At 61.3% G+C, this 22,231-nt stretch carries 21 protein-coding genes and 1 tRNA gene; 14 read left to right on the top strand and 8 right to left on the bottom strand.

The annotated features are described in order from the left end of the window. Nucleotides 1-8: 8 nt before the first annotated feature. From O2N64_RS03915 to O2N64_RS03885, 7 genes are all read left to right on the top strand, one after another. Nucleotides 9-1,304 (top strand): cytochrome b, encoded by a 1,296-nt coding sequence (locus O2N64_RS03915; RefSeq protein WP_271078977.1) that lies wholly within the window; start codon nucleotides 9-11, stop codon nucleotides 1,302-1,304. A gap of 28 nt (nucleotides 1,305-1,332) precedes the next feature. Further along, nucleotides 1,333-2,181 carry a cytochrome c1 gene (locus O2N64_RS03910; RefSeq protein WP_271078976.1) on the top strand — a complete coding sequence of 283 codons (849 nt, stop codon included), beginning with the start codon at nucleotides 1,333-1,335 and terminating at the stop codon, nucleotides 2,179-2,181. Between the two features lie 7 nt (nucleotides 2,182-2,188). Further along, a complete protein-coding gene (locus O2N64_RS03905; protein ID WP_271078975.1) occupies nucleotides 2,189-2,725 on the top strand; it encodes an adenine phosphoribosyltransferase in 537 nt (178 codons plus the stop codon). A gap of 82 nt (nucleotides 2,726-2,807) precedes the next feature. After that, nucleotides 2,808-4,739: a cation:proton antiporter gene (locus O2N64_RS03900; protein WP_271078974.1), complete on the top strand. Its 1,932-nt coding sequence runs from the start codon at nucleotides 2,808-2,810 to the stop codon at nucleotides 4,737-4,739. Nucleotides 4,740-4,748: 9 nt separating this feature from the next. Beyond that, the gene (locus O2N64_RS03895) at nucleotides 4,749-5,423 is read left to right on the top strand and encodes an OmpA family protein (RefSeq protein ID WP_271078973.1); all 675 of its coding nucleotides are present in this window, start codon (nucleotides 4,749-4,751) and stop codon (nucleotides 5,421-5,423) included. Nucleotides 5,424-5,481: 58 nt separating this feature from the next. Continuing rightward, nucleotides 5,482-5,555, top strand: a tRNA-Gly gene (locus tag O2N64_RS03890). Nucleotides 5,556-5,665: 110 nt separating this feature from the next. Continuing rightward, nucleotides 5,666-7,294: a tyrosinase family protein gene (locus O2N64_RS03885; RefSeq protein ID WP_271078972.1), complete on the top strand. Its 1,629-nt coding sequence runs from the start codon at nucleotides 5,666-5,668 to the stop codon at nucleotides 7,292-7,294. Between the two features lie 36 nt (nucleotides 7,295-7,330). Here O2N64_RS03885 and O2N64_RS03880 read toward each other — a convergent pair whose 3' ends face one another. Continuing rightward, nucleotides 7,331-8,815, bottom strand: a complete 1,485-nt coding sequence (locus O2N64_RS03880; RefSeq protein WP_271078971.1) for a DUF4403 family protein — start codon at nucleotides 8,813-8,815, stop codon at nucleotides 7,331-7,333. Beyond that, nucleotides 8,812-9,660, bottom strand: a complete 849-nt coding sequence (panC, locus tag O2N64_RS03875; RefSeq protein ID WP_271078970.1) for a pantoate--beta-alanine ligase — start codon at nucleotides 9,658-9,660, stop codon at nucleotides 8,812-8,814. Before panC ends, O2N64_RS03880 begins: the two co-directional genes overlap by 4 nt. A gap of 70 nt (nucleotides 9,661-9,730) precedes the next feature. Between panC and O2N64_RS03870 the strand changes: the two genes are divergently transcribed. From O2N64_RS03870 to O2N64_RS03845, 6 genes are all read left to right on the top strand, one after another. Further along, entirely contained in the window at nucleotides 9,731-10,567 is an 837-nt protein-coding gene (locus tag O2N64_RS03870; RefSeq protein ID WP_271078969.1) for a division plane positioning ATPase MipZ, read from the top strand. A gap of 1 nt (nucleotide 10,568) precedes the next feature. Continuing rightward, nucleotides 10,569-10,853 carry a molecular chaperone DnaJ gene (locus O2N64_RS03865; RefSeq protein WP_271078968.1) on the top strand — a complete coding sequence of 95 codons (285 nt, stop codon included), beginning with the start codon at nucleotides 10,569-10,571 and terminating at the stop codon, nucleotides 10,851-10,853. Nucleotides 10,854-10,886: 33 nt separating this feature from the next. Continuing rightward, nucleotides 10,887-12,314: a phosphoglucomutase/phosphomannomutase PgmG gene (gene pgmG, locus O2N64_RS03860; RefSeq protein ID WP_271078967.1), complete on the top strand. Its 1,428-nt coding sequence runs from the start codon at nucleotides 10,887-10,889 to the stop codon at nucleotides 12,312-12,314. A 12-nt stretch (nucleotides 12,315-12,326) separates the two neighbouring features. Next, the gene (locus O2N64_RS03855) at nucleotides 12,327-13,154 is read left to right on the top strand and encodes a DUF2059 domain-containing protein (RefSeq protein WP_271078966.1); all 828 of its coding nucleotides are present in this window, start codon (nucleotides 12,327-12,329) and stop codon (nucleotides 13,152-13,154) included. Between the two features lie 3 nt (nucleotides 13,155-13,157). After that, nucleotides 13,158-14,516: a hypothetical protein gene (locus O2N64_RS03850; protein WP_271078965.1), complete on the top strand. Its 1,359-nt coding sequence runs from the start codon at nucleotides 13,158-13,160 to the stop codon at nucleotides 14,514-14,516. A gap of 180 nt (nucleotides 14,517-14,696) precedes the next feature. Further along, nucleotides 14,697-17,156 carry a ligase-associated DNA damage response DEXH box helicase gene (locus tag O2N64_RS03845; RefSeq protein WP_271078964.1) on the top strand — a complete coding sequence of 820 codons (2,460 nt, stop codon included), beginning with the start codon at nucleotides 14,697-14,699 and terminating at the stop codon, nucleotides 17,154-17,156. Here O2N64_RS03845 and O2N64_RS03840 read toward each other — a convergent pair. The 6 genes from O2N64_RS03840 to O2N64_RS03815 form a co-directional block, all read right to left on the bottom strand. Beyond that, nucleotides 17,153-17,728 (bottom strand): ExbD/TolR family protein, encoded by a 576-nt coding sequence (locus O2N64_RS03840; RefSeq protein WP_271078963.1) that lies wholly within the window; start codon nucleotides 17,726-17,728, stop codon nucleotides 17,153-17,155. The two genes, O2N64_RS03845 and O2N64_RS03840, sit on opposite strands and share 4 nt — an antisense overlap. After that, nucleotides 17,718-18,158, bottom strand: coding sequence for an ExbD/TolR family protein (locus tag O2N64_RS03835; RefSeq protein ID WP_271078962.1), 441 nt, complete (start codon nucleotides 18,156-18,158; stop codon nucleotides 17,718-17,720). Before O2N64_RS03835 ends, O2N64_RS03840 begins: the two co-directional genes overlap by 11 nt. Before the next feature lie 188 nt (nucleotides 18,159-18,346). After that, a complete protein-coding gene (locus O2N64_RS03830; protein WP_271078961.1) occupies nucleotides 18,347-18,781 on the bottom strand; it encodes an ExbD/TolR family protein in 435 nt (144 codons plus the stop codon). 48 nt (nucleotides 18,782-18,829) lie between these two features. Then, nucleotides 18,830-19,363 carry an ExbD/TolR family protein gene (locus tag O2N64_RS03825; RefSeq protein WP_271078960.1) on the bottom strand — a complete coding sequence of 178 codons (534 nt, stop codon included), beginning with the start codon at nucleotides 19,361-19,363 and terminating at the stop codon, nucleotides 18,830-18,832. An 80-nt stretch (nucleotides 19,364-19,443) separates the two neighbouring features. Continuing rightward, nucleotides 19,444-20,232 carry a MotA/TolQ/ExbB proton channel family protein gene (locus O2N64_RS03820; protein ID WP_271078959.1) on the bottom strand — a complete coding sequence of 263 codons (789 nt, stop codon included), beginning with the start codon at nucleotides 20,230-20,232 and terminating at the stop codon, nucleotides 19,444-19,446. A gap of 30 nt (nucleotides 20,233-20,262) precedes the next feature. After that, nucleotides 20,263-20,916, bottom strand: a complete 654-nt coding sequence (locus tag O2N64_RS03815; RefSeq protein WP_271078958.1) for an energy transducer TonB — start codon at nucleotides 20,914-20,916, stop codon at nucleotides 20,263-20,265. Nucleotides 20,917-21,311: 395 nt separating this feature from the next. On the opposite strand from O2N64_RS03815, the gene O2N64_RS03810 reads away from it, so the two are divergent. Next, nucleotides 21,312-22,220 carry a hypothetical protein gene (locus O2N64_RS03810; RefSeq protein WP_271078957.1) on the top strand — a complete coding sequence of 303 codons (909 nt, stop codon included), beginning with the start codon at nucleotides 21,312-21,314 and terminating at the stop codon, nucleotides 22,218-22,220. Nucleotides 22,221-22,231: the final 11 nt, after the last annotated feature.

Here is a 22,231-nt window from a genome sequence, read left to right as displayed (position 1 = left end):
GCAAGAAAATGAGCTTTCCCTGGGCCAAGGAATATCAGCCGGCAAACGGCTTCACCAAATTCCTCGACGAGCGTCTGCCCGTTCCGCGCCTCGTCTACAATGCAGTAGGCGCCGGTTACCCGGTTCCGCGCAACCTTTCCTACTTCTGGAATTTCGGCGTTCTCGCCGGCTTCTGCCTGATGCTGCAGATCGTCACCGGTATCGTGCTCGCGATGCACTATGCCGCCGAAACGACCGTGGCTTTCGCTTCGGTCGAGCACATCATGCGCAACGTCAACTGGGGCTGGATGATGCGCTATGCGCACGCCAACGGCGCCAGCTTCTTCTTCGTTGTGATCTACATCCACATCTTCCGCGGCCTGTTCTACGCGTCGTACAAGCCGCCGCGCGAAATGATCTGGCTGATCGGTGTGGTCATCTTCCTTCTCATGATGGCAACCGCCTTCATGGGTTACGTGCTTCCCTGGGGCCAGATGAGCTTCTGGGGGGCGCAGGTGATTACCGGCCTGTTCAGTGCCATTCCGCTCGTCGGCGAATCGCTGCAGGTCTGGATCCTCGGCGGTTACGCACCGGACAATGCCGCGCTCAACCGGTTCTTCAGCCTTCACTATCTGCTGCCATTCGTGATCGCCGGTTGTGTGATCCTGCACATCTGGGCGCTGCACATCCCGGGTTCGAGCAACCCGACCGGTGTTGAAGTGAAGAGTGAAAGCGACACCGTGCCGTTCCATCCGTATTACACGGCGAAGGACGGTTTCGGGCTCGGCGTCTTCCTGCTGATCTATTTCGCGTTCGTGTTCTTCCTGCCGAACGTGCTGGGTCACCCCGATAACTATATCGAAGCGAATCCGCTCTCGACCCCGGCGCTCATCGTTCCGGAATGGTATTTCTACCCGTTCTACGCGATCCTGCGTGCTTTCACCTTCGACTTCATCCTTCCGGCGAAGCTGTGGGGCGTGCTGGCCATGTTCAGCGCCATTCTGGTGTGGTTCTTCCTGCCGTGGCTTGACAAGGGTCCGGTCCGCAGCGGTCACTATCGTCCGCTGTTCCGCAAGTTCTTCTGGTTCGGCCTTATCCCCTGCATGGCCATGCTCTTCTTCCTGGGCGGCGCGCCGGCAAAAGAGCCATATGTGATGCTGAGCCAGATCGCGACTGCATACTACTTCCTGCACTTCCTGGTCATCTTGCCGATCATCTCCTCGATCGAGCGTCCCGATCCGCTGCCCTATTCGATCACCGAAGCGGTGCTGGGCTCGGACAAGAAGGCCGTGCTTGGCGAAAACGCCGAGCCGGTGGCCACCTGAAGCGTAAGGCTAGAGGAAAGATAGAATTATGATCCGCCTCGTTGGTATCCTCATCGGTCTCGGCTTTGCGCTGGTTGCCCTCATCTCATTCGGCGTCGGAGCTTACACCGCCGCGACAGAGGAAGTTGCGCCGAACCCGGCTTACGAATTCCATCTCGAAGCTGAAGGCCCCGAAGGCGGCTTCTCATTCGATGGTCCCTTCGGTCGCTGGGACATTGCGCAGCTGCAGCGCGGTTATCAGGTGTACAAGGAAGCTTGTGCAGCCTGTCACAGCCTTGAATATGTCGCTTTCCGCAATCTCGCCGATCTCGGCTATTCGGACGCGCAGATCAAGGCCGAGGCAGAGACCTACACGATCCCGCGTTATGATGATGACACAGCAGAGGTTATCCGTGAGCCGGGCCTCCCCACCGACCACTTCCCGCCGGTTCCCTACGCCGGTCTTGGTAATCCGCCTGACCTTTCGCTCATCACCAAAGCCCGACACGATGGGTCGAATTATGTCTATGCGCTGCTGACCGGTTACGAGGAGATGTCGACCTTTGCGAAGGATGGCGTGGTGCTTACGGAAGCCTATCCCGACTTCCAGCTCGGCACGGGTCTCTACTTCAACCCGTATTTCCATGGCCTGGGCATTGCGATGCCAGCGCCGCTCGCCGATGGCCGCGTGACCTATGCCGATGGCACGGAAGCAACTGTAGACCAGATGTCGCAGGACGTGGCTGCCTTCCTCACCTGGACTGCCGAACCTTCGCTGGTGAAGCGCAAGCAGACCGGCTGGTGGATCCTCGCCTTCACGCTGTTCGCCACGATCCTGGCCTGGTTCGCCAAGAAGCAGATCTGGGCGGACATCAAGCCGAAGCGCAAAGACGACTGATCGCGCATTGGGTCCTGACGAACTCAAGGGCCTGATCCGCACGGTTCCGGATTTCCCCAAATCCGGCATCCAGTTTCGCGATATCACCACGCTCCTCGCCCATGGCGAGGGGCTGGCTGGCTCCATCCAGGCATTGGCGGCGCTCGCGCGCGATCTCGAGGCTGACGCGGTTGCCGGTATCGAAGCGCGAGGCTTCATCTTCGGCACGGCGCTCGCGCTGGAGCTTGGCCTCGGTTTCATCCCGCTGCGCAAGGCCGGAAAGCTGCCCGTCGAAACCATTGGTGAAGATTACGCGCTGGAATATGGCACAGCGCGGCTCGAGCTCGATCCCACACTGGTGAGCGATGGCGAGAGAGTTCTGCTGATAGACGATTTGCTGGCAACCGGCGGAACGGCGATTGCCGGAGCCCATCTCTTGCGGCGCGCTGGTGCCATAGTCGACCACGCGCTCTTCGTGATCGACTTGCCCGAATTGGGCGGTGCGAGCGCGCTGGCTGAAGAGGAATTGACCACACACTGCGTCATGGCTTTTGAAGGCCATTGAGCTTTCCGGGAAAAAATCCCGGCTTCATGCATTAACATGCTATCACGCCTTCGGGTGAAGGGGCGAAAGCTCGGGGAGTTTCATGGAATCACAGGCGCTCACAATCGCCCTCGTCGGCGTTCTCGGCATTGGCGCACAATGGGTCGCATGGCGTACGGGCTGGCCCGCTATCGTGCTTATGCTGGCCGCCGGCTTCATCGTCGGCCCGATCTTCGGCTATTTCGGTTACCGGCTGCTGGATCCGGAAGGGGCCTTCGGCGAATTGCTGGAGCCGATGGTGGCCATTGGCGTGGCGCTGATCCTGTTCGAAGGCGGGCTCAGCCTCGATTTCCGCGAACTGAAGAAATATGGCGGCGGTGTCTGGCGATTGGTGCTGATCGGAGCGCCGGTGGGCTGGTTCATCGGCTCGCTCGCGGCCTATTACATCGCCGGACTGGTGTGGCCGGTGGCCATCCTGTTTGCCGGGATCCTGATTGTGACGGGGCCCACCGTGGTCATTCCGCTGCTGCGGCAATCGGCAGTGCAGCAGAGGCCGGCCGCGCTCCTGAGATGGGAAGCGATCGTCAACGATCCCATCGGTGCGCTCTGCGCCGTCATCGCTTACGAATATTTCCGCGTCACCGTGCAGGATGGCGGGACGGCTTTTGAAGTCGTGCCTTGGATTGCAGGCGCTGCCATCGCTTCCGGCGTCATCGGTTGGGGCGCGGCAAAGGCCATCGCGTGGAGCTTCCCGCGCGGCTATGTGCCCGAATATCTGAAAGTGCCGGTGCTGCTCGTCGCCGTGGTCGGCGTCTTCGTGCTGTGCAACAAGATCGAGCATGAAGCAGGGCTTGTTGCGGTGACCGTGATGGGCATCGCGCTCGCCAATATGCATGTGTCCAGCCTGCGCAGCATCCACCCGTTCAAGCAGAACATCGCTGTGCTGCTGGTGTCGGGCATCTTCATCCTGCTCTCGGCCTCGCTGGACCTGACAGAGCTGACTTATCTCAACCCGCTCACCCAATCGGGCTTCAGGCTCTACATGTTCCTGCTCGCCCTGCTGTTCCTGGTGAGGCCGCTCACGATCCTCATTTCGCTCCTCGGCAGTTCGGTGCCGTGGAACGAGCGCCTCTTCCTCGCGTGGATTGCGCCGCGCGGTATCGTGCTGGTTGCCATCAGCGGTCTTTTCGCACTGCGCATGAACGAGCTTGGCTATGGTGATGGATCGATTCTGATCGGCCTGAGCTTCGCCGTGGTCGTCGTGACCATCGTTGCGCATGGCTTCACGGTAAACATGGTGGCGAAACTGCTCGGCGTGAAAGGCGCAAGCCGACCGGGCTTGCTGATCGCCGGGGCAACGCCGTGGACGATCGCTCTCGCAGAGCGCCTGCACAAGCTCGATACGCCGGTGATGATCGTCGATTCCTCATGGCAGAGATTGAAGCCTGCGCGCAGCGCCGGCCTGCCAACCTATCACGGGGAAATCCTCAATGAGGCGACCGAGCACAATCTCGACCTGACGCCTTTCCAGTCGCTTGTCGCTGCGACCGACAATGAAGCGTACAATGCGCTCGTCTGCGCGGAGTTTGCGCCCGAAATCGGTACCGACAAGGTCTATCAATTGGGCGAAGGTGCGGATGAGGACGATCACCGCGCCATCCCTGCAAGCTTGCGTGGCCGTGCGCTGTTTTCCTCTGGCTGGGGTGTCGACGAAGTGCAGCAGCGCCAGAGCGAAGGCTGGGTGTTCCGTCACACGAAGCTGTCCGAGCAATTCGTGCTGGAGGATGCGCTGAACACGCTGCCAGAATCCGCCGATATGCTGATGCTGATGAAGCCCGATGGCGAGCTGCAATTCTTTACCCACGCCGCCGCGCCTGAGCCGCAACCGGGTGATGCGATCATCTCCTTCTCACCGCCGCGTGAGAAGAGTGAGGAGCGCATCGCAAAGCAAAGCGCGAAGAAAACCGAAAAGGCCAAGCGAGGCCCCAACCCGGATAGCGATCCCGATAGCGATCCCGAACCGCAGCCTGCCTGACACGCCTGAATGATGATACGGAAGACCACGATGAAAATCCGCACTGCCCGATCCCTGACCTCTGCATTGGCGCTCGCTATGGGCGCGCTGGCGCTGTCCGCCTGCGAAGTGCGCCGCGACGGGACGGAGGAAGATCCTGCTGCGGACCCGACTGAGGAGCCCGTCGCTGGCGAGACCGGCGCAGGTGCAACGCCCACGCCGTCACCCACCCCCACCGAAACCGGTTCGATCATTCGCGAAGACCTGGCCACCGATGCACCTGAAGAAAGCGAGCCCGCAGAACCCATCGAAGTTGTCATCCCGATGCCTGGCGGTGCCGAGGTCGATGCCGCTGCCCAGCGTGTGCTGGTGAATGTCCTGTCGAGCGACGCGATGGACGAGGATTGGCCTATCGTTCTCGGCGGACACACTGACTCCTCGGGCAATGACCAAGCGAACCTGCGTGCCTCGCGCGCCCGCGCCGAAGCGGTGGCCGCGTGGCTGGTCGAATATGGTGTCGATGATGACCGTATCGAGGTGATCGCGTTCGGGGAGCAGAACCCCATCGCGCCCAATGCCCTGCCCGATGGTTCCGAAAACGAGCAGGGCCGCCGGCGCAATCGCCGTGTCGACCTGCGCATTGCACCGCCCGCACGGCCAAACCCCAGCCCCACGCCCAGCGCGTCGCGAACACCTGCTGACTGATATCTCTGCTTGACGTGAAGGCCACACCGGTGGCAATCGGCGCTCCAATCTACTCGGCGCGGGTATAGCATAGTGGTAATGCTCCAGCCTTCCAAGCTGGCTAGAGGGGTTCGATTCCCCTTACCCGCTCCAGCCCACTCTCTCCCATCGTTGCGATTACCGGCTTTTAACTGGCCTTGATGCGGTGCATCCTGCCCAATCGCTGAGCCCGAACCGGGCGATATGCGAATGGGGGGAAATTCATGTCCAATACACCTTTTACGATCGATCGCCGCGGTGCGATGGGCTCAGCGCTGGCAGCAGGCATTGCGCTGACTTTACCCGGTTGCGCCGATGCGGAAGCGGAGGCCGAGACCGAAGAACTCGCCAGCACGACCGCGACCTACACACGCTACAGCGTCTTTAGTCCGGAAGGGCAGGCGCAGCTGGCAACCTATGCCGAAGCCATCACGGCCATGCTTGCGCTGCCTGCCACTGATCCGCGTAATTGGTATCGCCAGGCGATGATCCATTTGATCGATTGCCCGCATGGCAATTGGTGGTTCTTCAATTGGCACCGCCCATTCTTGGGCTATTTCGAGCAGATCTGCCGGGAAGTGACGGGAGACCAGACTTTCGCGCTGCCTTATTGGGACTGGACCGCGAACCCCGAATTGCCGCCCGAATTCTATGGACCGACGACCGCGCCAAACGCGCTCGATCCGACCAGCAGCCTGTTCTACGCGGATAGCGCGACATTCATGAGCAACATGGATGCGGCGGTCGATGCGTTCTGGAACGCATTGACACCGGCGCAGCAGGCAAAGATGTCGCAAAGGCACGGTGCGATGAGCCTTGCGGAGCTCAAGTCCTCTATGCAATCGGCGTATGCCGGCGGGGCCTCTGCGCGCGGAGCTGACGCACAGGCGGGCCAGCTGGACAAAGATGCGCTTGCAGCCGTCGATATCAAAGTGATCAACACCGGTCTCTCGGCAACCTTGTTCAACGCTCCCAATCCCCCACCGCGGGTGATGAAGCAAACGATTTTCAATTCCGCCATCACCGAAAACCATAGCGACAGTGGCAAATTCGCGGTGATTGAAGGGCAGCCACACAACAACGTCCACAACAGCATCGGCGGGCTGATGGGGGAATTCCTGTCTCCCATCGATCCTATCTTCTGGCTGCACCATGCCAATGTCGACCGGCTATGGACGGTTTGGACGGCAGAGCAGAACGCGCGGGGGCAATCGCCCTTCCCGTCCAGCGATGAAGGTCAGGCCTTTGATACGGAGGAGTACCTGTTCTTCGTGCAGCCTGATGGCAGGCCGGTTGCTGACGACATTTCGGCGGGTCTCTACATGACGCCCGCCGCCTTCGATTATACCTATGGTGGCGGCACGCAGATCATGGCGGAAAGCGAGGCGATGGTGTCCATGCAGGACAATGGGTACATTCTCGAAACGACTGTCTCCTCGCAGGCATTGCGACCGGGTGCGCCCGCCACCGCTTCTGTCCAGCCGCGCGAAGAAGCGATGGTGGCAGGCGAAGAGACGGCGATCACTCCGCAGGATGGTGTGGCAAATGTCGTCTTCACGCCCGTCGATGGCGCGCGTCACCGCTATCGCCTTTACCTGACTGGCGAAGGCGAGACGCCCGATCTCTCGCTCGATGGAGCCGACTATGTCGGGACTTTCGCTTTCTTCGGCGATCCGCATGCCATCGAGCCGACGCCCATCACGATCTCGCTCGCCAACTGGATCGCCGCGAATGGAGACCGCTTGTCCGGCCCGCTGGTGCTGCATTTCGATGCTGTGCCGGAGAATGTGGAGACGATGGAACTGGCGGTCACGCCAGGTTCGCTCAATTCGGCAAGCCTGCAGTTCTTCTGAGGCTATTAGTGGGCAGGCTGCGCGCCGCCTGATCTATCAGTTGATCGAGGCGTTCAGCCTGCCGCTTCCTTGCACTTCCACCGGCAGGAATAGGCCAGCGCCAGTCGCGCGCACTCTGCCATGGCGAACCTCGTCAATAGTGAGGTTGAGCGTAACACCATCGGTCTCGAGCTCGCTCACCGCTTCGCGCGCATCGGCAATGATGCGATCGTAATCGCGGGTGAAATCGCCCACCAGCGCGGCTTCGATGGCGCTGCGCACCTGCTCATCCGCGAACAGGGCGATCAGCAGGTCGACGGTGTTGCGATCGGTATCGCCGTGAATGGCGAGATTTCGGATCGTGATGACGGCGCTGTTGGGCGCATTATAGGGCTCGCCTGTCAGCCATATTTGCCCTTCCGCCTCGCCGTAGCGCGCGGCCACGCCTTCGCGCGGGGTCACACTGGCATTGATGCCAACCGCCAGCCTGCGATCCTGCGTGGCGTAAACCTCTACATCGCTGAATGTGGCATCGACCACGCCGATGCGCGGCAGGGTGATGCCGCCTTCTGCAAACTCACCCAGCTCACGCAGCAGCACCGGCTCCAGCTGCGCGTAATCCACGATCACGGGCACTGCGACCTGCACGCCGTCGCCCGTAAAGTCGCGCGCCATGGCTGGCAGCGGGCCGGGCTGGGCAGGCTCGGGCCGCTCGCCGATCACCGTCTCGGTTTGCGCTTCAAGCGCCACATTCACGCTGAGCTGGCGCCCCTGCACATTATAGCCTGTGACGCCTAATCGCTGCGGAGTTATGCGCAGCCAGGCTGGCGGGTTTTCGGCATTGAGCGATACGGTGGTGAAGCCCTTCTGCCACGCATCCTCGACGAGCGGCCGCGCGGAAATACGCGCAAAGGTGCGCTCCAGCTCACGCTCGATATCGCGAATGACAGTATCGAGCTCTTCATCGACGCGCTCGGTGAAATTGATCCGCTGGCCAAGGAAGTCGATGCCCGGCTCCTCGCTCCACGAATAATCGAGATCGAGATCGGCGCGCATGCCCCAATTGTCCGTCATCGAAAGGCGCGCATGCAGCACGACAGCGGCCGAGGCATCTGCCGTCTCGCCGCTGATGATGTCGCCAATATCCTCGGCGCGCAGCGTAGCATTGACCGGCACACGGATGGTGAGCCGATTGCCGCTGCCTGTCAGGCGGATACGGCCGCGGTTCGCCTCGCCGATGATGGTGCAGGCGATATTGGGAGTGACGTTGAATTCCAGCCCGAGCGGGTTCACGCGAGTGGCCGGAATGCAATCGCTGCGCCGTTCATTCATACGCCACAGGCGACGCGGGGTGCGGGCTTCGAGCGCGCGCTGTACCTCGTCGAGCGAGATTTGCAGCGGCACCTGCATCGTCGATGTCTGATTGCCGAGCACCGGCTGGTCTTCGACACGGGGCGGCGGTTCGACTTCGATATCATTGCTGCATGCCGAAAGCAGCATGGCAGCGAGCAGAGTCAGGATCGCGCCCCACCGCATGCTCATGCGACCGCCATATTGTCGATCAGCCGCGGCTTGCCGATCCGCGCAGCGACAAAGAGGCGCGCATTGCCATTGTCTTTATCGAGCAATGCTACGCTGTCCGCATCGCGCAGCTCGGCATAATCGACGGATGCGAAGCCCGCGCCGAGCAGCTGGTCTTCCAGCATGCCGAGCGTGGGGGTGACTTCTTGCCCGTCGAGAATCCGGGCGATCGCTTCTTTCATGGCGCGCGGCAGGGTGGCGGCGGCTTCGCGCTCCTCTGGCGAGAGATACGCATTGCGGCTGCTCATCGCCAAACCGTCCGCCTCGCGCACGGTCGGCACACCGTGAATGGCATCGACGTGCGGGAAGGACAGGTCGAGATCGCGTGCCATCCGGCGGATGACCGCGAGTTGCTGCCAGTCCTTTTCTCCGAAGAAGGCCATGTCCGGGCGCACCTGGTTGAAGAGCTTGCACACCACCGTCGCAACGCCGTCGAAATGGCCGGGCCGGTCCGCACCGCACAGGCCAGCACTGACGCCGGAAACCGAAATGTTCGTCGAATATCCGTCCGGGTACATCGCCTCCAAACCCGGGTGCCACAGCAGCGCGACGCCTTCGCCTTCCAGTTTTGAAGAATCTTCAGCCAGTTGGCGCGGATATGCGTCGAGATCCTCATTCGGGCCGAACTGGCGCGGATTAACGAAGATCGATGCGACCACATGATCCGCATGTTTTGCCGCTTCGCGCATCAGGGTCAGGTGGCCATCGTGCAGTGCGCCCATCGTGGGCACCAGCGCCACGCTTCCTGAGCTGCGCAATTCATCCACAGCTTCGCGGAGATTAACAATTGTCGTGATGGTTTGCATGGGTGCATGCCTTGGCTGTACTGTTTGAAGCGCACGCTAGACGCGCATTGCCATGAGAGAAAGAGCCGACGTGACTACCCCCCATCGCATTGTCTTTGCCAATGAAAAGGGCGGAACGGGCAAATCGACCACCGCTGTGCACGTGGCCGTGGCGCTCGCCTATCAGGGCGCGAAAGTCGCAGCGCTCGATCTCGACACGCGGCAGGCGACTTTCTTCCGCTATTGCGAGAACCGCGCCGATACGCAGAAGCGCCGCAACACGCAGCTGCCGGGGCCCGTGTTCGATCGCTGCCATGGCGATACGATCGAGGCGTTGGAAGAGGAGGCGGCGCGCATCAGCGAAGGCGCGGACTTCATGATCTTCGATACGCCGGGGCGCGATGATCCCTTCGCGCGCCATGCCGCGGCGAGTGCCGATACGCTGGTGACGCCGATGAACGACAGTTTCGTCGATTTCGACCTGATCGGGCAAGTCGATGCCGAGACCTTCAAGGTTCGCAAGCTGTCCTTCTATGCCGAGCTGATCTGGGAAGCGCGGATCAAGCGCAGCCGCGCGCAGATCGACGAGAACAGGCGCGAGATGGACTGGGTCGTGGTGCGCAACCGCACCGGCTATGCCGATGCGCGTAACCAGCGGCGCATCGATCAGGCGCTGACAGAGCTTTCCAAGCGTGTCGGTTTCCGCCCGGTGCAGGGGATGAGCGAGCGCGTGATTTACCGCGAGCTGTTTCCCAGCGGGCTGACGCTGCTCGACAAGGGGCATCTGGGTGAACTCGGCACCAGCCACCTCGTCGCGCGGCAGGAATTGCGCAACCTGGTTCAGAATTTGCGCCTGCCGATGCCGGGAAAGCCTGAGGCGGGCGAGCCGGTGCGACCAATTACCGAGCCAGCGAAAGAGCCCGCCTGAGATGATGCGCCTGATCGTCCTCGTCGCGGTGGGCCTCATTGCCTATCGCTGGATTGTCGGGCGCTGGCCGTGGCAGCCAAAGATTTCGACACGCAATCAGGCGATCTTCCGCGCCCGTCGCCTGCTCGGTGTGGAGGCAGGGGCCAACCGAGCCGATATCATGGCCGCGCACAAGCGTCTGATCGCGATGGTCCACCCGGACCGGGGCGGCTCTAACGACCAGGTCCATGAAGCGAATGCCGCGCGGGATTTGCTGCTGGATGAGTTGCCCCACGAAGTGCGCTAAGCTACCGCAGAGCCAACGAAAGGTTCTGCATCCATGTCTCACAATTTCCACCCGACATCGCTGCGCGAATATGACATTCGCGGGATTATTGGCGAAACGCTTGGCCCTGACGATGCGCGCGCGATCGGCCGCGGTTTCGGCACGCTGCTCGTCCGCGATATTGGCGACGGCCGGAAGCCGATGGTGGCTGTGGGCTATGATGGCCGCGTCAGCTCGCCGATCCTCGAACACGCGCTGGTGGAAGGGCTGACATCGAGCGGCTGCGACGTGCGCTGCATCGGCATGGGCGCAACGCCGATGCTCTATTACGCGGAAGCCTCAGCCGAAGAGGTAGATGGCGGCATTCAGATAACTGGCAGCCACAATCCCGCCAATTACAATGGCTTCAAGATGGTATTTCGGGGCCGCCCGTTCTTCGGGGCGGACATCCAGCGGCTCGGCGAAATGGCTGCAGCCGGTGATTGGGTCGATGGCGCCGGGAGTGTCGAGAAAGTCGAGATCCTCGATGAGTATGTCGACAATATGCTCGGCGCGCTCGCCGGTATCGATACTGCCGCGCTCGATGGCCTTACCGTCGCGTGGGATGCGGGGAATGGCGCTGCCGGTCCGGCTCTGGAGAAGCTCGCCGCGAAGCTGCCGGGCACGCACCATTTGCTGTTCACTGAAGTCGACGGAAACTTTCCCAATCATCACCCTGATCCCACTGTCGAGGCGAACCTTGCGGACCTGAAGGCCGTGGTCGCCGAGAAGTCCTGCGACTTCGGAATTGCCTTTGACGGCGATGGCGACCGGATCGGCGCGATCGACGGCGAAGGCCGCGTTATCTGGGGTGATCAACTACTGATGATTTACGCCGAGGACCTCCTCGGGAAACTACCTAATTCGACCATTATCGCCGATGTGAAGGCCAGCCGCGCGCTGTTCGATCATGTCGAAACCCACGGTGGCAAGCCACTTATGTGGAAGACCGGCCACTCGCTGATTAAGTCCAAAATGAAGGAAACTTCTTCTCCGTTGGCAGGCGAAATGAGCGGCCACGTGTTCTTCGCGGACGATTACTACGGTTTCGACGATGCGCTGTATGCCGGCGTCCGCCTGCTTGCGGCATCGGCGCGGCTCGGCAAATCGGTGACGCAATTGCGCAGTGAAATGCCCGCGATGCTCAACACGCCCGAAATGCGTTTCCAGGTCGACGAGACCCGCAAATTCGCCGCGATCGACGAAGTGACCGCGCGGATGACCGGTGACGACGTGCCGGAAGGTGTGGAGGTCAACGCCACCGATGGCGTGCGTGTCACGACCGAAGACGGCTGGTGGCTGCTGCGCGCTTCCAACACGCAGGATGTCCTCGTCGCCCGCGCCGAAAGCGACACCGAGGAAGGCCTCGAACGGCTGATGGGCCAGATCGATGAACAATTGGCGCTGAGCGGCCTCGAACGCGGCGAAAGCGTGGGACACTAAAAGGCAGGGACTATGATGAAGGCGCTTTTCGGAACCGCTGGCATGGCGCTGGCACTCGCGGCGCAGCCCGTGCTCGCGCAGGACAATTATCAGGAGACGCAGGAAGCTGAGACGGCCGACGCCTTCGCAGCCCTCGGCGCGATGTTTGAAGCGGAACCGCTGACCGCCGAACAGGAAGCGCGTCTTCCCACCGCACGCCGCATCATCGATCTCTTCATCCCCGAAGGCACTTTTGGCGAAATGATGGGCGGCGCGGTCGGCGGTATCCTCGGACCTATGGCCGAAATGGAGCAGGACCCGCGCGATGCGCTCGACCAGGCGCTCGGCTATATGGCCCCCACCGAAGAGATGGATGACGAAAGCGTCATCGCCACGCTCGATATCGTCGATCCGATCTGGCGCGACCGGCAGGCTGCGGAAATGGCCGCGGCGGAGCAGATGATGGTGCGCATGGGCGAAGTGATGGAGCCGATGATGCGCGAAGTCATGACAGAGCTTTACGCCATCTATTTCACGCAGGCTCAGCTCGAAGATATCGAGGCATTTTTCCAGACCGACACCGGCACGGTGTTCGCCCGCGAAAGCTGGTCCATGTCGAGCGATCCGCGCATCATGGCCCGCATGTTCAGCAATGAGGCGATGTGGGAGCAGATGCTCGATTTCGAGGGACTGGAAGAGCAGCTCGCAGGCGTGGCAGAGCCCCGCAACTATGCTGATCTGCAATCCGAAGAGCGTGCACGGGTGATGGAACTGACGGGAATGACGGAAGAGCAGCTGCGGTATGCGCTCGAGCCGAGCATCTCGATTCCTGCCGCCGAAGCGCCCGAGGATGCACAGTAAGAGGTGAGCTCCCCAGCTTCGCAATCCTGGCCCTGGTCCGCGCTTGGCATTGCGGAGACGGCGGACAAGGATGCGATAAACGCAGCCTATGAGCTGGCGCGCGCGAAGCTGGATGGCAGTGCGTCGATCTCGGCATTCGCTGATCTGACTGCGGCAAAAGGCAAGGCCCTGTTCCTCGCCGCGGAAATGGAGCGCGAGGCCGCGCGAGCAGGCGAGCCGCCCGTTGACATAGCTCCTCCAGCGCCGGAGCCACCTGCCGAACCCGAACCCGAACCCGAACCCGAACCCGAACCCGAACCCGAACCCGAACCCGAACCCGAACCCGAACCCGAACCCGAACCCGCTCCTGAGCCTGAGCCTGAGCCTCAAGTCAGCGAGCGAGCCGAGACCGAGGATGACCCTGCGGAAACGCCGGACGGCTACGAGCCGGGTGGCCGCTACGCCGATCCCACCGATTATCTGGATCATTACGAACATGACGCGGGCTATTTCATGCATCGCCCGGCGAGCCTGCCATCCGACCAGCCCGGCTATTGGCGTGACGAGGACATCGCGCCTTTCTTCGATAGCGGCGAAGGGCAGGAGGGCGGCATCAATGCGACCTTCCGGCGATATTCGCTGAACAAATACGGCGTGTGGTGGCTCGGTGGATTCTTGCTGCTGTTGTCCATGTGCTCGGGCGGGGGTGCAGACGAGGACGAGCCATTCACCTCGGTTCCGGATGAACCACCAATGCAAGTCCTCCCGCCCAATCCAGACGGTGAAACTGCACAAGCGGCGATCAGGCAGGCACAGCAGGAGCTGTTTGGCGGGGACGCGACTTTTGAAGCCGTGGCCGCTGCCAATGCGGTGCTTGCGCGCGCGCTGGCGATGGAGTTGCGTGGCAATAGTGAGCCAATCGAAACTGCCAAAGACATGATGCGCGATGAGCTGCTGGCCGTGCGCCCGCTCGTCAGCCCGGACCAGGCTGCCGCGATCGCCGAATTGCGCCTCGCCTGGTTGCTGACTGCCGAGCAGGACAGCGAACAGGCGTGTCGCGACGTCAAAAACGGAAGGTTCGAGGCCGGGGCACCGGAGATGCGGGCGGATTGGGTGCGCTTCGAACGCAGCTTGTCGGCCGAATTGGCTCTGACCCCGAATTTGTTCAGCGTTCAAACTGAGGGCGACGCGAGTGAGATCGGTTCAATCCCCGATTGGGCTTTCGAGGCGGCGGCGGAGCGCACCGGGTTGGAACTGCGTTTCATCCGCGCTGCGCATGCCAATGGCAATTCCGAGAACACCTGCCGCACCGCCATCGCACTGCATGAGGCGATGCTGGAACGCCGCGATGAAGTAAGCCCTGCGCAGTTCGCCGCGCTGTAGTTGCAGTACGGGGGTGGCGACACCATTTCCTACAGCGAAGGTTTCTGAAACAAGGCACATATGATCCGCTTCCTCTCTTCTCCGCTAACGCTTTGTGATGGCGGGAGAATTGCGGGCGAATTTTTTCTCTCTTGGACACTGTCACACCTGTCACACCCCCTCCTCGGGAAGGCATGCTGAATGACCAGCGCGGGCGTCCCTCCCGAAATCGAATCGTGGTTTGCCGGGCGAGGTTGGCGGGTTCGGCGACACCAGGCGGAGATGCTGGCCGCGGCTGACAGCGGCAAACATGCGATGCTCGTCGCCGATACGGGTGCGGGCAAGACGCTTGCAGGCTTCCTGCCGACTCTGGCCGACTTCACGCCGTCACGGCTGGATGGGGCCAAACCGCCGGAAGGGCTGCACACGCTCTACGTCTCACCGCTGAAAGCGCTCGCACACGATGTGCAGCGCAACCTCATCACGCCGGTGGAGGAGATGGAGCTGGGCCTGCGCATCGAAACGCGCAGCGGCGATACCTCGTCCGACAAGAAGCGTCGCCAGCGCAGCAAGCCGCCGCACGTGTTGCTGACCACGCCCGAAAGCCTGTCGCTCCTGCTCAGCTATGATGACAGCTTCGAGCTGTTCAAAGGCTTGAAGCGGGTGGTGGTGGACGAGGTCCATGCCTTTGCGACACAGAAGCGTGGTGACTTGCTGGCACTTGCGCTTACTCGCCTGCAAGCCATCGCGCCCGATATGCAACGCGCGGCGCTCTCTGCCACAGTGGCCGATCCCGATGCCTTTCGCGACTGGATCGCGCCCGATGGGGATGTCGATAGTGTCGAGTTGGTCGAGGGCGAAAGCGGGGCCGAACCCGAAGTCGAAATCCTGCTGCCCGATGAAGAGCGTGTGCCGTGGGGCGGGCATGCTGCGACGTGGTCCATCGCGCAGCTCTACCAGCGCATTCGCGACAATCGCACCACGCTGGTCTTCACCAATACCCGCTTCCTGGCCGAGTACATCTTCCAGCACCTCTGGGATGCGAATGAGGACAATCTACCCATCGGCATCCACCACGGCTCGCTGTCCAAAGAGGCGCGACGCAAGGTGGAAGCGGCGATGGCCGAAGGGAAGTTGCGGGCGCTGGTGTGTACCGCCTCGCTCGATCTTGGTGTCGACTGGGGCGATATCGACCTCGTCGTCCAGATGGGTGCGCCCAAGGGCTCATCGCGCCTGCTCCAGCGCATCGGGCGCGCAGGTCACCGGCTCGACACACCAAGCCGCGCATTGCTGGTGCCGGGTAACCGCTTCGAGTTCCTCGAGGCGACCGCCGCGCTCGAAGCGGTGGAGGAAGGCAAGCGCGATGGCGAGGAGTTCCGCCCCGGCGGTCTCGATGTGCTCGCCCAGCATGTGATGGGCTGCGCCTGCGCCGGGCCATTCCACGAAGATGCGCTGCTCGCCGAAGTGACCAGCTGCCTGCCCTATGCCTCCATCGACAAGCCGACATGGGAGCGCGTTTTGCAGTTCGTCGCCACCGGCGGGTACGCGCTCCGGGCTTACGACAAGTTCAAGCGGATCACGCGCGACAAGGACGGTGTCTGGCGGCTCACCCATCCCGAACGCGCCTATCAGCACCGCATGAATGCGGGCATCATCGTGGATGCGGAGATGCTGGAAGTGCGCTTCCGCAACGGGCGATCGCTCGGCAAGGTGGAGGAACGCTTCGCCGCCTCGCTGAGGCCGGGAGACACTTTCCAGTTCGCCGGGGTGAATGTCGAAGTGGAACAGCTCAAGGATATGGAGCTGATCGTGCGGGCCAGCAAGAAATCGGCGATGATCCCCAGCTATGGCGGGCTGCGCCTGCCGCTCACCACCCATCTGGCGGACCGGGTCCGCGGCCTGCTGACCGATCGCGCGGGCTGGGCGCGCTTTCCCGACGATGTGCGCGAATGGCTGGAAGTGCAGGATTGGCGCAGTCAGTTGCCGGGGCCGGACAATCTACTGGTCGAAAGCTTCCCGCATGGGGGCAAGCACTACACGGTCTACTATACGTTCACCGGGTGGAACGCGAACCAGTCGCTGGGCATGCTGATCACATCGCGCATGGAGGCGCTGGGTATGATGCCGGGCGGCTTTGTGGCGAATGACTACTCGCTCGCGGTGTGGAGCCTGAAGCCGGTGGAAGATCCGCGCCCGCTGCTCTCGCCCGATATCCTGACTGATGAGTTCATCGACTGGGTGCAAGACAGCCACCTCCTGCGCCGCGCCTTCCGCGAAGTTGCCGTGATCGGTGGATTGGTGGAGCGCCAGCATCCCGGCAAGAAGAAGAGCGGGCGGCAGGTCACTTTCAGCACCGACCTCATCTACGACGTGCTGCGCAAATACGAACCCGACCATGTCCTGATCGAAGCCGCCTGGGCCGATGCGCGCGAGAAGATGACCGATATCGGTCGTTTGGGCGACCTGCTCGATACGGCGGCCGAGCGGCTGGAGTTCGTAGAGCTGGACCGCGTCAGCCCGCTCGCCGTGCCGGTAATGGTGATGATCGGTCGCGAGGCTGTGCCTCAAGGCGGGGCGGATGACGAGCTGCTGCTGGAGGCGGAAACGCTGGCTGGCGCGGCAATGCGGGTGGATGGACTGCCGGGGGGATTGGGAGGTTAGCGCGGATGGCTGGACTGGATGAGTTCGTCGGAGCAGTCCGTCGGCGGGAAGATTATCGTGCGGCGAGCATAGGAATTCCGCGTTTGGGGCACGACATAAAGGCGATTTTCGCTTCCGTCCCCAAAGGTTTCGCGAGCCTCTTGGCGGGCAAAGCAGAATTTGGTCACGCCGGAAGCCTTGATGGCCACCAGAGTCCGCGCTGCTTCGCCATAAGCAGCATCGGGATGGGGATCGAATACAACCAGTGGTTCGATGGGTTCAGACATGCCGAGTGCTAGCTGATCCCAAAGTTCGTAAAGGCTGACGGGGTTGCCATTGAAGGTTGTGACGCCGGCCTCGGTGAGGCCGACACGATTGACCATCTCTTCGCGCTCCGAATGATATGCAGACGGCAACGGGGATGGGAGATCAAAGGTCACGGCGTGCGTTGGAACAGGATAGTCCGTCCAGATCAGCATGCCCGTAACCGTGAACAGGACCCCTGCCACCACATCATAGCGAGGCTGTCTAAGCGGCTCACCATGATCGTGGGGCAGGTGGAGCCAGCGCTTGCGCCGGAGCCTACTCGGCATCGAAGGTGCGGTATTGGTGCGCTCCGGCGAAGGCGAATTTGGTGATGTTGGCATCATCAACCAGATTGATGACCTGCACGCTGTCATTGTAGCTCGCATTGGCTTCTGGTTCGAAGCTGATCACAGGCGCGTCGGGTGCAGTCGCAGCGAGGGCGAGGCGGTCCTCGAGAGTCGGGCGGTCGACCGGTTCGCCATTCCATAGGACCGCGCCGCCTTCGGTCACGATCAGAGCAATCTGCGGGCTTTCCGGTCCGACCAGACGACCATTCGGCAAATCGACTTCAATCGAGTTGGTGGCGATGGGGATGGAGATGATCAGCATGACGAGCAGGACCAGCAGAACGTCGATCAGCGGGGTAATGTTGAGCTCGCTCATCGGCTGGGCGTGGGCGGTGTAACGACGTTCCAACAGGCGGGACTTGATAGCCATATCTGTTCTCCTCTTCCTTGTATGTCACAACATAACATCACAAGAGCTCTGGGAAGTCAAATGTTTGGATTGATGCGAGCTGGTTTCCTCGCAGCCATAATTGCGGACCGCTCTATTTAGCCCAATCCGGGTCAGGCACAAAAAAGGGCGACCGAAGCCGCCCTTTTCGTGTTTCTTGTCTCGGCTGATTATTCGGCAGAGAATTGGCGATACCGCTCGTTGCCGACAAAACCGAACTTGGTGACGCCCGATGCCTTGATGATCGAGAGCACCTCCGCTGCAAGCTCATAGCTGGCGAGGGGCTCAGGTTCGAACTGCAGTTCAGGCTCAACCGCGAAGCCGAGCGATTCCTGGAGGTTGCCCACCAGTTCGCCCTGGCTGATCGACTGGTCGTTCCAGAGGATCTGGCCGTCCTGCGTAAGCACGATCTTGTTCTTGATCGGCTCAACCTCCGGAGTGTCCGGATTGTTGACCGGAGACGGCAGGTCGATGTTGATGGCGTGGGTCGCCACGGGGATGGTGATGATAAACATGATGAGAAGAACGAGCAGGACGTCGATCAACGGCGTCATGTTCATTTCCATCATCGGCGAGCCATCATCACTGCCACCTGACATTGCCATGATTGCGTACTCCTAAATTACTCTTTCAACCGCGATTGGTGGAGGCGATCAGCCTTCAGGGTCAACCGGGTTCGAGATGAAGGCGACGGTCGGATAACCGGCGGCCTGCACGTTGAAAATCGTTCCTGCGACGCAGCGCCATGGCGCGTTCACGTCACCACGGATATGGACCTGCGGGATCAGCTCCGGATCGGCCATGATAGCTTCTGGGCCACCTGCGCGCTGAACGATGGCATCGAGACGTTCGAATGCCCGATCGTACAGTTCTGTCGAGTCCACCAGCGTGGTGTTGTTGAGGAACACGCGGCACTCGCCATCACGCGTGGCACCGGTGAAACCGCTGCGGATGGTGTCGGGCGTACGGCCCTGTGCATCCGTCGTGGTCACGGTAATCAGCAGGTTTTCGACCTTGTCGTCCGATTCCTGCGTCTCGATGATCGGGATCCGCAGTTCTTCGACGGTCTGGATGGCCACCGGAACCGCGATCAGGAAGATGATCAGAAGCACCAACATGACGTCGACGAGCGGCGTCGTGTTGATGTCGGACATCGGTGTCTCTTCGCCGCCCAACTGAATTGCCATGTGTCTTTTCCTATTTCACGTAAGTGAGGAAGCGGCGGGCACCAGCATGCGAAGGTGCCCGCCAATTCATACAGTCTAGCTTACTTCTTCGGCGCGGTGGCAGGAGCTGCCTTCGCCGGAGCGGCCTTTGCCGGAGCAGGGGCCTTGTTAGCAGCTGTCGGCAGGGTCGGCTTCACCGCACCGTTAGAGGTGATGTTGGCCTGCAGATCGGTCGAGAAGCCCGAGAGCATCGAAGCGATCTTGCGGTTGCGCGACTGCAGATAGTTGTAGGCGAACACAGCAGGCACAGCCACGAGCAGACCGATAGCGGTCATGATCAGGGCCTCACCCACCGGACCGGCAACCTGGTCGATCGAAGCCGAACCGGTGGCACCAATCTTGATCAGTGCGTTGTAAATACCGATCACCGTACCGAGCAGACCGACGAAGGGAGCGGTTGCACCCACGGTTGCGAGGAAGGGTAGACCGCTAGCAAGTTTTGCATTGATCGAAGCTTCCGAACGAGCGAGCGTGCCGTGCAGCCAATCGTGCGATTCCAGGCTGTCGGTCATCTTGGCGGACTCGTCGCCGGCACGGATGCCGTCGTCGACCAGCTGGCGCCATGCACTGTTCTTTTCGAACTTGGTGGCGCCGTCTTTCAGCGAGCCTGCACGCCAGAAAGCGGCGCGGTTGGAGCGGTATTCTTTCATCACCTTGTTCTGTTCAAAGTACTTGGTGATCAGGATGTAGAACGAGCCGACCGACATAATGATCATGATGCCAAGGATGAACCAGGCGACAGGGCCACCCTCTTCCATTGCCGCGACGAAACCGAAATCGGTCTTTGGGGCCCCATCGGCCGTACCAGCGGCCAGAAAATCGATAAGCATGCTTTTTTCCTCTTCTAAGAGAATTCTGAATTAGTTGATCTGATAAACGATGTTGGTTGCCCAGCTACCCGAAGTCGGGTTGCCACTACGGTCTAATGCCGGACTGAAGCGAGCATAACGACGCATGTCATCACACGCAGCCTCGTCCAGGATCGGATCGGCAGAGCGTGTCACGCGACATGACGCAACGCGGCCATCGGCTCCGATCGTGACGCTGACGCCCACCGTACCTTCGATCTCACGGCGCAGGGCGCGTGAAGGGTAGTTTTCGATGATACGACGCTGCCAGCGTGCCTGGCCTTCCGGCTGAGCCGGACGCGAAAGATCCGGTGCGGGCGGCGGCGGCGGCGGTGCAGCAGGAGCAGGCGGAGCCGGCGGCGGCACAACACGGCTGATCGGTGCCGGCGGCGGAATGTTCGGCTGCACCCGCACAGGCGGCGGATTTGGCGCGACATTGATCGGCGGCGGGGGCGCAACCGGCGGCGGCGGAGCAACTTCCTGCTCCGGCGGCGGTGGCGGCGGTTCTTCCTCAGGTGGTGGCGGCGGTTCCTCAATATCCACGGTGGTCACGCGCTCAACAGCTTCCTTGAAAGCTGAATAGGCGAGACCGGTAACAAGCGCATAGCCCATACCGATGTGAATAAGGGCAACGATAATAATCGCGATGATGCGACTACCGCTCATTTCTTGGTCAGCGTAAGCCATCCAGTCCCTTCACTCCATTAACTACACCGGGACAAAGCCCGGCTACTCGACCGACAAGATTCGCACCCTGCCAGTCGCGGCGGATTGTTGTCCAGCCCAATTTCTGTCCTGCAAGACCAACCAAGCAACGTAAGATTAGTGCCCGATTGGCCACATCCGGATTATTTTTGTTATCCCGGGGCCTTTCGGGGCGCGTCTTAACGGGACGGAAGGGTATGGGCAAATGCTTTTCCCATTAAGTCACGATTCAGCGCACTTGCCTTTGATGGACAAAGAAAAATGAAAACTGGTGGCGGCGCTCGAATGGTCGAGGGCAATGGGCATTACGCTCTCGCCATTGCAAAACACCTTTCGATAGGGTGAGAGAGATTCGCATGAATATTGCACCGAAGCGTCCGCATTTTCGCCATCCTGCGCGCCTGACATTCGCAACCGCTGCGGCAAGCCTTCTCGCCGCCTGCTCGACGACATTGCCTTCGCTTCCCGCGCTCTCGCAGGACCGCGGCGATGGAATGACAGCAGAGCTCGGCCCGGGCGAAGACCCCACCTATGCAGATCTGGTAACCTTCGCGCTCGAAGCCGAATTGGTAGCGACCGTGCAGATTGACGAGGCGATTGCATTTTCGCAGGAGCGCGCGCCGAATGTTCCGGCCAATCGTGTGCGACTCTATATCGAATCGCTGACGCAGAACCTGCTGACTGCACCGCGCGGCGTCGGCGAGTCGCTTGTTTTTGTGACCGAGACCGATCGAGAGGCCGATGGCGATGCTCCCGACTGGGAAGAGCGCAACTTCGTGATCTTCGCCGATATGTCGATGACGCAGCCCAATGCCGTGCAGCTGATTTCCTCGCGCGCGATGTTCCCTTCAGGCCCGATACTGCAGGAGCGGGTGCGGCGGGTTCTCCGGCAGATTGCCGCTGCCGATGCGCCGCCGCCGATTACCGGGGTGCGCGATGTGATTTCCGTACCGGGTAACCTTGCCGGCGAATCCGAAACGCAGATGTTTGTCGAGACGACCACGGGTGCGCCAGTCTCTCTCACGGTCATCCGCCGCCCGGGACGGGCGCCCGAATGGGGCGTATCGCTGGGCGAGATCGTCGACGTATCGGCACGTCCACCAGAGCCTGAGACACTCGCCTGGTTCCGCTTCGCATGTTTCCTGCCCGAAACGCTGGCGGACGGCGCATTTCTGCAGAACGATGCCGAATCGCGGCGCCGCGCACGTGAAGACTACGCGTTCGTTCGCGAGCAGCTTGGCCCGTGTGAACGCCGATACAGCTGAGCGCGAATTCG

Source organism: Aurantiacibacter sp. MUD61, from assembly GCF_027912455.1.
In the GTDB taxonomy this organism is placed as follows: Bacteria; Pseudomonadota; Alphaproteobacteria; order Sphingomonadales; family Sphingomonadaceae; genus Alteraurantiacibacter.
The sequence above is the reverse complement of the archived record's forward strand: the minus strand, read 5'-3'. Positions and strand labels throughout refer to the sequence as shown.

Coding starts and splice junctions, on each gene's coding strand:
- O2N64_RS03910 (WP_271078976.1), top strand. CDS start 1,333: ATGATCCGCCTCGTTGGTATCCTCATCGGTCTCGGCTTTGCGCTGGTT.
- O2N64_RS03840 (WP_271078963.1), bottom strand. CDS start 17,728: ATGCCGAGTAGGCTCCGGCGCAAGCGCTGGCTCCACCTGCCCCACGAT.
- O2N64_RS03825 (WP_271078960.1), bottom strand. CDS start 19,363: ATGGCAATTCAGTTGGGCGGCGAAGAGACACCGATGTCCGACATCAAC.
- O2N64_RS03810 (WP_271078957.1), top strand. CDS start 21,312: ATGAATATTGCACCGAAGCGTCCGCATTTTCGCCATCCTGCGCGCCTG.
- O2N64_RS03865 (WP_271078968.1), top strand. CDS start 10,569: ATGATGCGCCTGATCGTCCTCGTCGCGGTGGGCCTCATTGCCTATCGC.
- O2N64_RS03895 (WP_271078973.1), top strand. CDS start 4,749: ATGATGATACGGAAGACCACGATGAAAATCCGCACTGCCCGATCCCTG.
- O2N64_RS03915 (WP_271078977.1), top strand. CDS start 9: ATGAGCTTTCCCTGGGCCAAGGAATATCAGCCGGCAAACGGCTTCACC.
- O2N64_RS03820 (WP_271078959.1), bottom strand. CDS start 20,232: ATGCTTATCGATTTTCTGGCCGCTGGTACGGCCGATGGGGCCCCAAAG.
- O2N64_RS03855 (WP_271078966.1), top strand. CDS start 12,327: ATGATGAAGGCGCTTTTCGGAACCGCTGGCATGGCGCTGGCACTCGCG.
- O2N64_RS03900 (WP_271078974.1), top strand. CDS start 2,808: ATGGAATCACAGGCGCTCACAATCGCCCTCGTCGGCGTTCTCGGCATT.
- O2N64_RS03845 (WP_271078964.1), top strand. CDS start 14,697: ATGACCAGCGCGGGCGTCCCTCCCGAAATCGAATCGTGGTTTGCCGGG.
- O2N64_RS03885 (WP_271078972.1), top strand. CDS start 5,666: ATGTCCAATACACCTTTTACGATCGATCGCCGCGGTGCGATGGGCTCA.
- O2N64_RS03830 (WP_271078961.1), bottom strand. CDS start 18,781: ATGGCAATGTCAGGTGGCAGTGATGATGGCTCGCCGATGATGGAAATG.
- O2N64_RS03815 (WP_271078958.1), bottom strand. CDS start 20,916: ATGAGCGGTAGTCGCATCATCGCGATTATTATCGTTGCCCTTATTCAC.
- panC (WP_271078970.1), bottom strand. CDS start 9,660: ATGCAAACCATCACGACAATTGTTAATCTCCGCGAAGCTGTGGATGAA.
- O2N64_RS03880 (WP_271078971.1), bottom strand. CDS start 8,815: ATGAGCATGCGGTGGGGCGCGATCCTGACTCTGCTCGCTGCCATGCTG.
- O2N64_RS03835 (WP_271078962.1), bottom strand. CDS start 18,158: ATGGCTATCAAGTCCCGCCTGTTGGAACGTCGTTACACCGCCCACGCC.
- pgmG (WP_271078967.1), top strand. CDS start 10,887: ATGTCTCACAATTTCCACCCGACATCGCTGCGCGAATATGACATTCGC.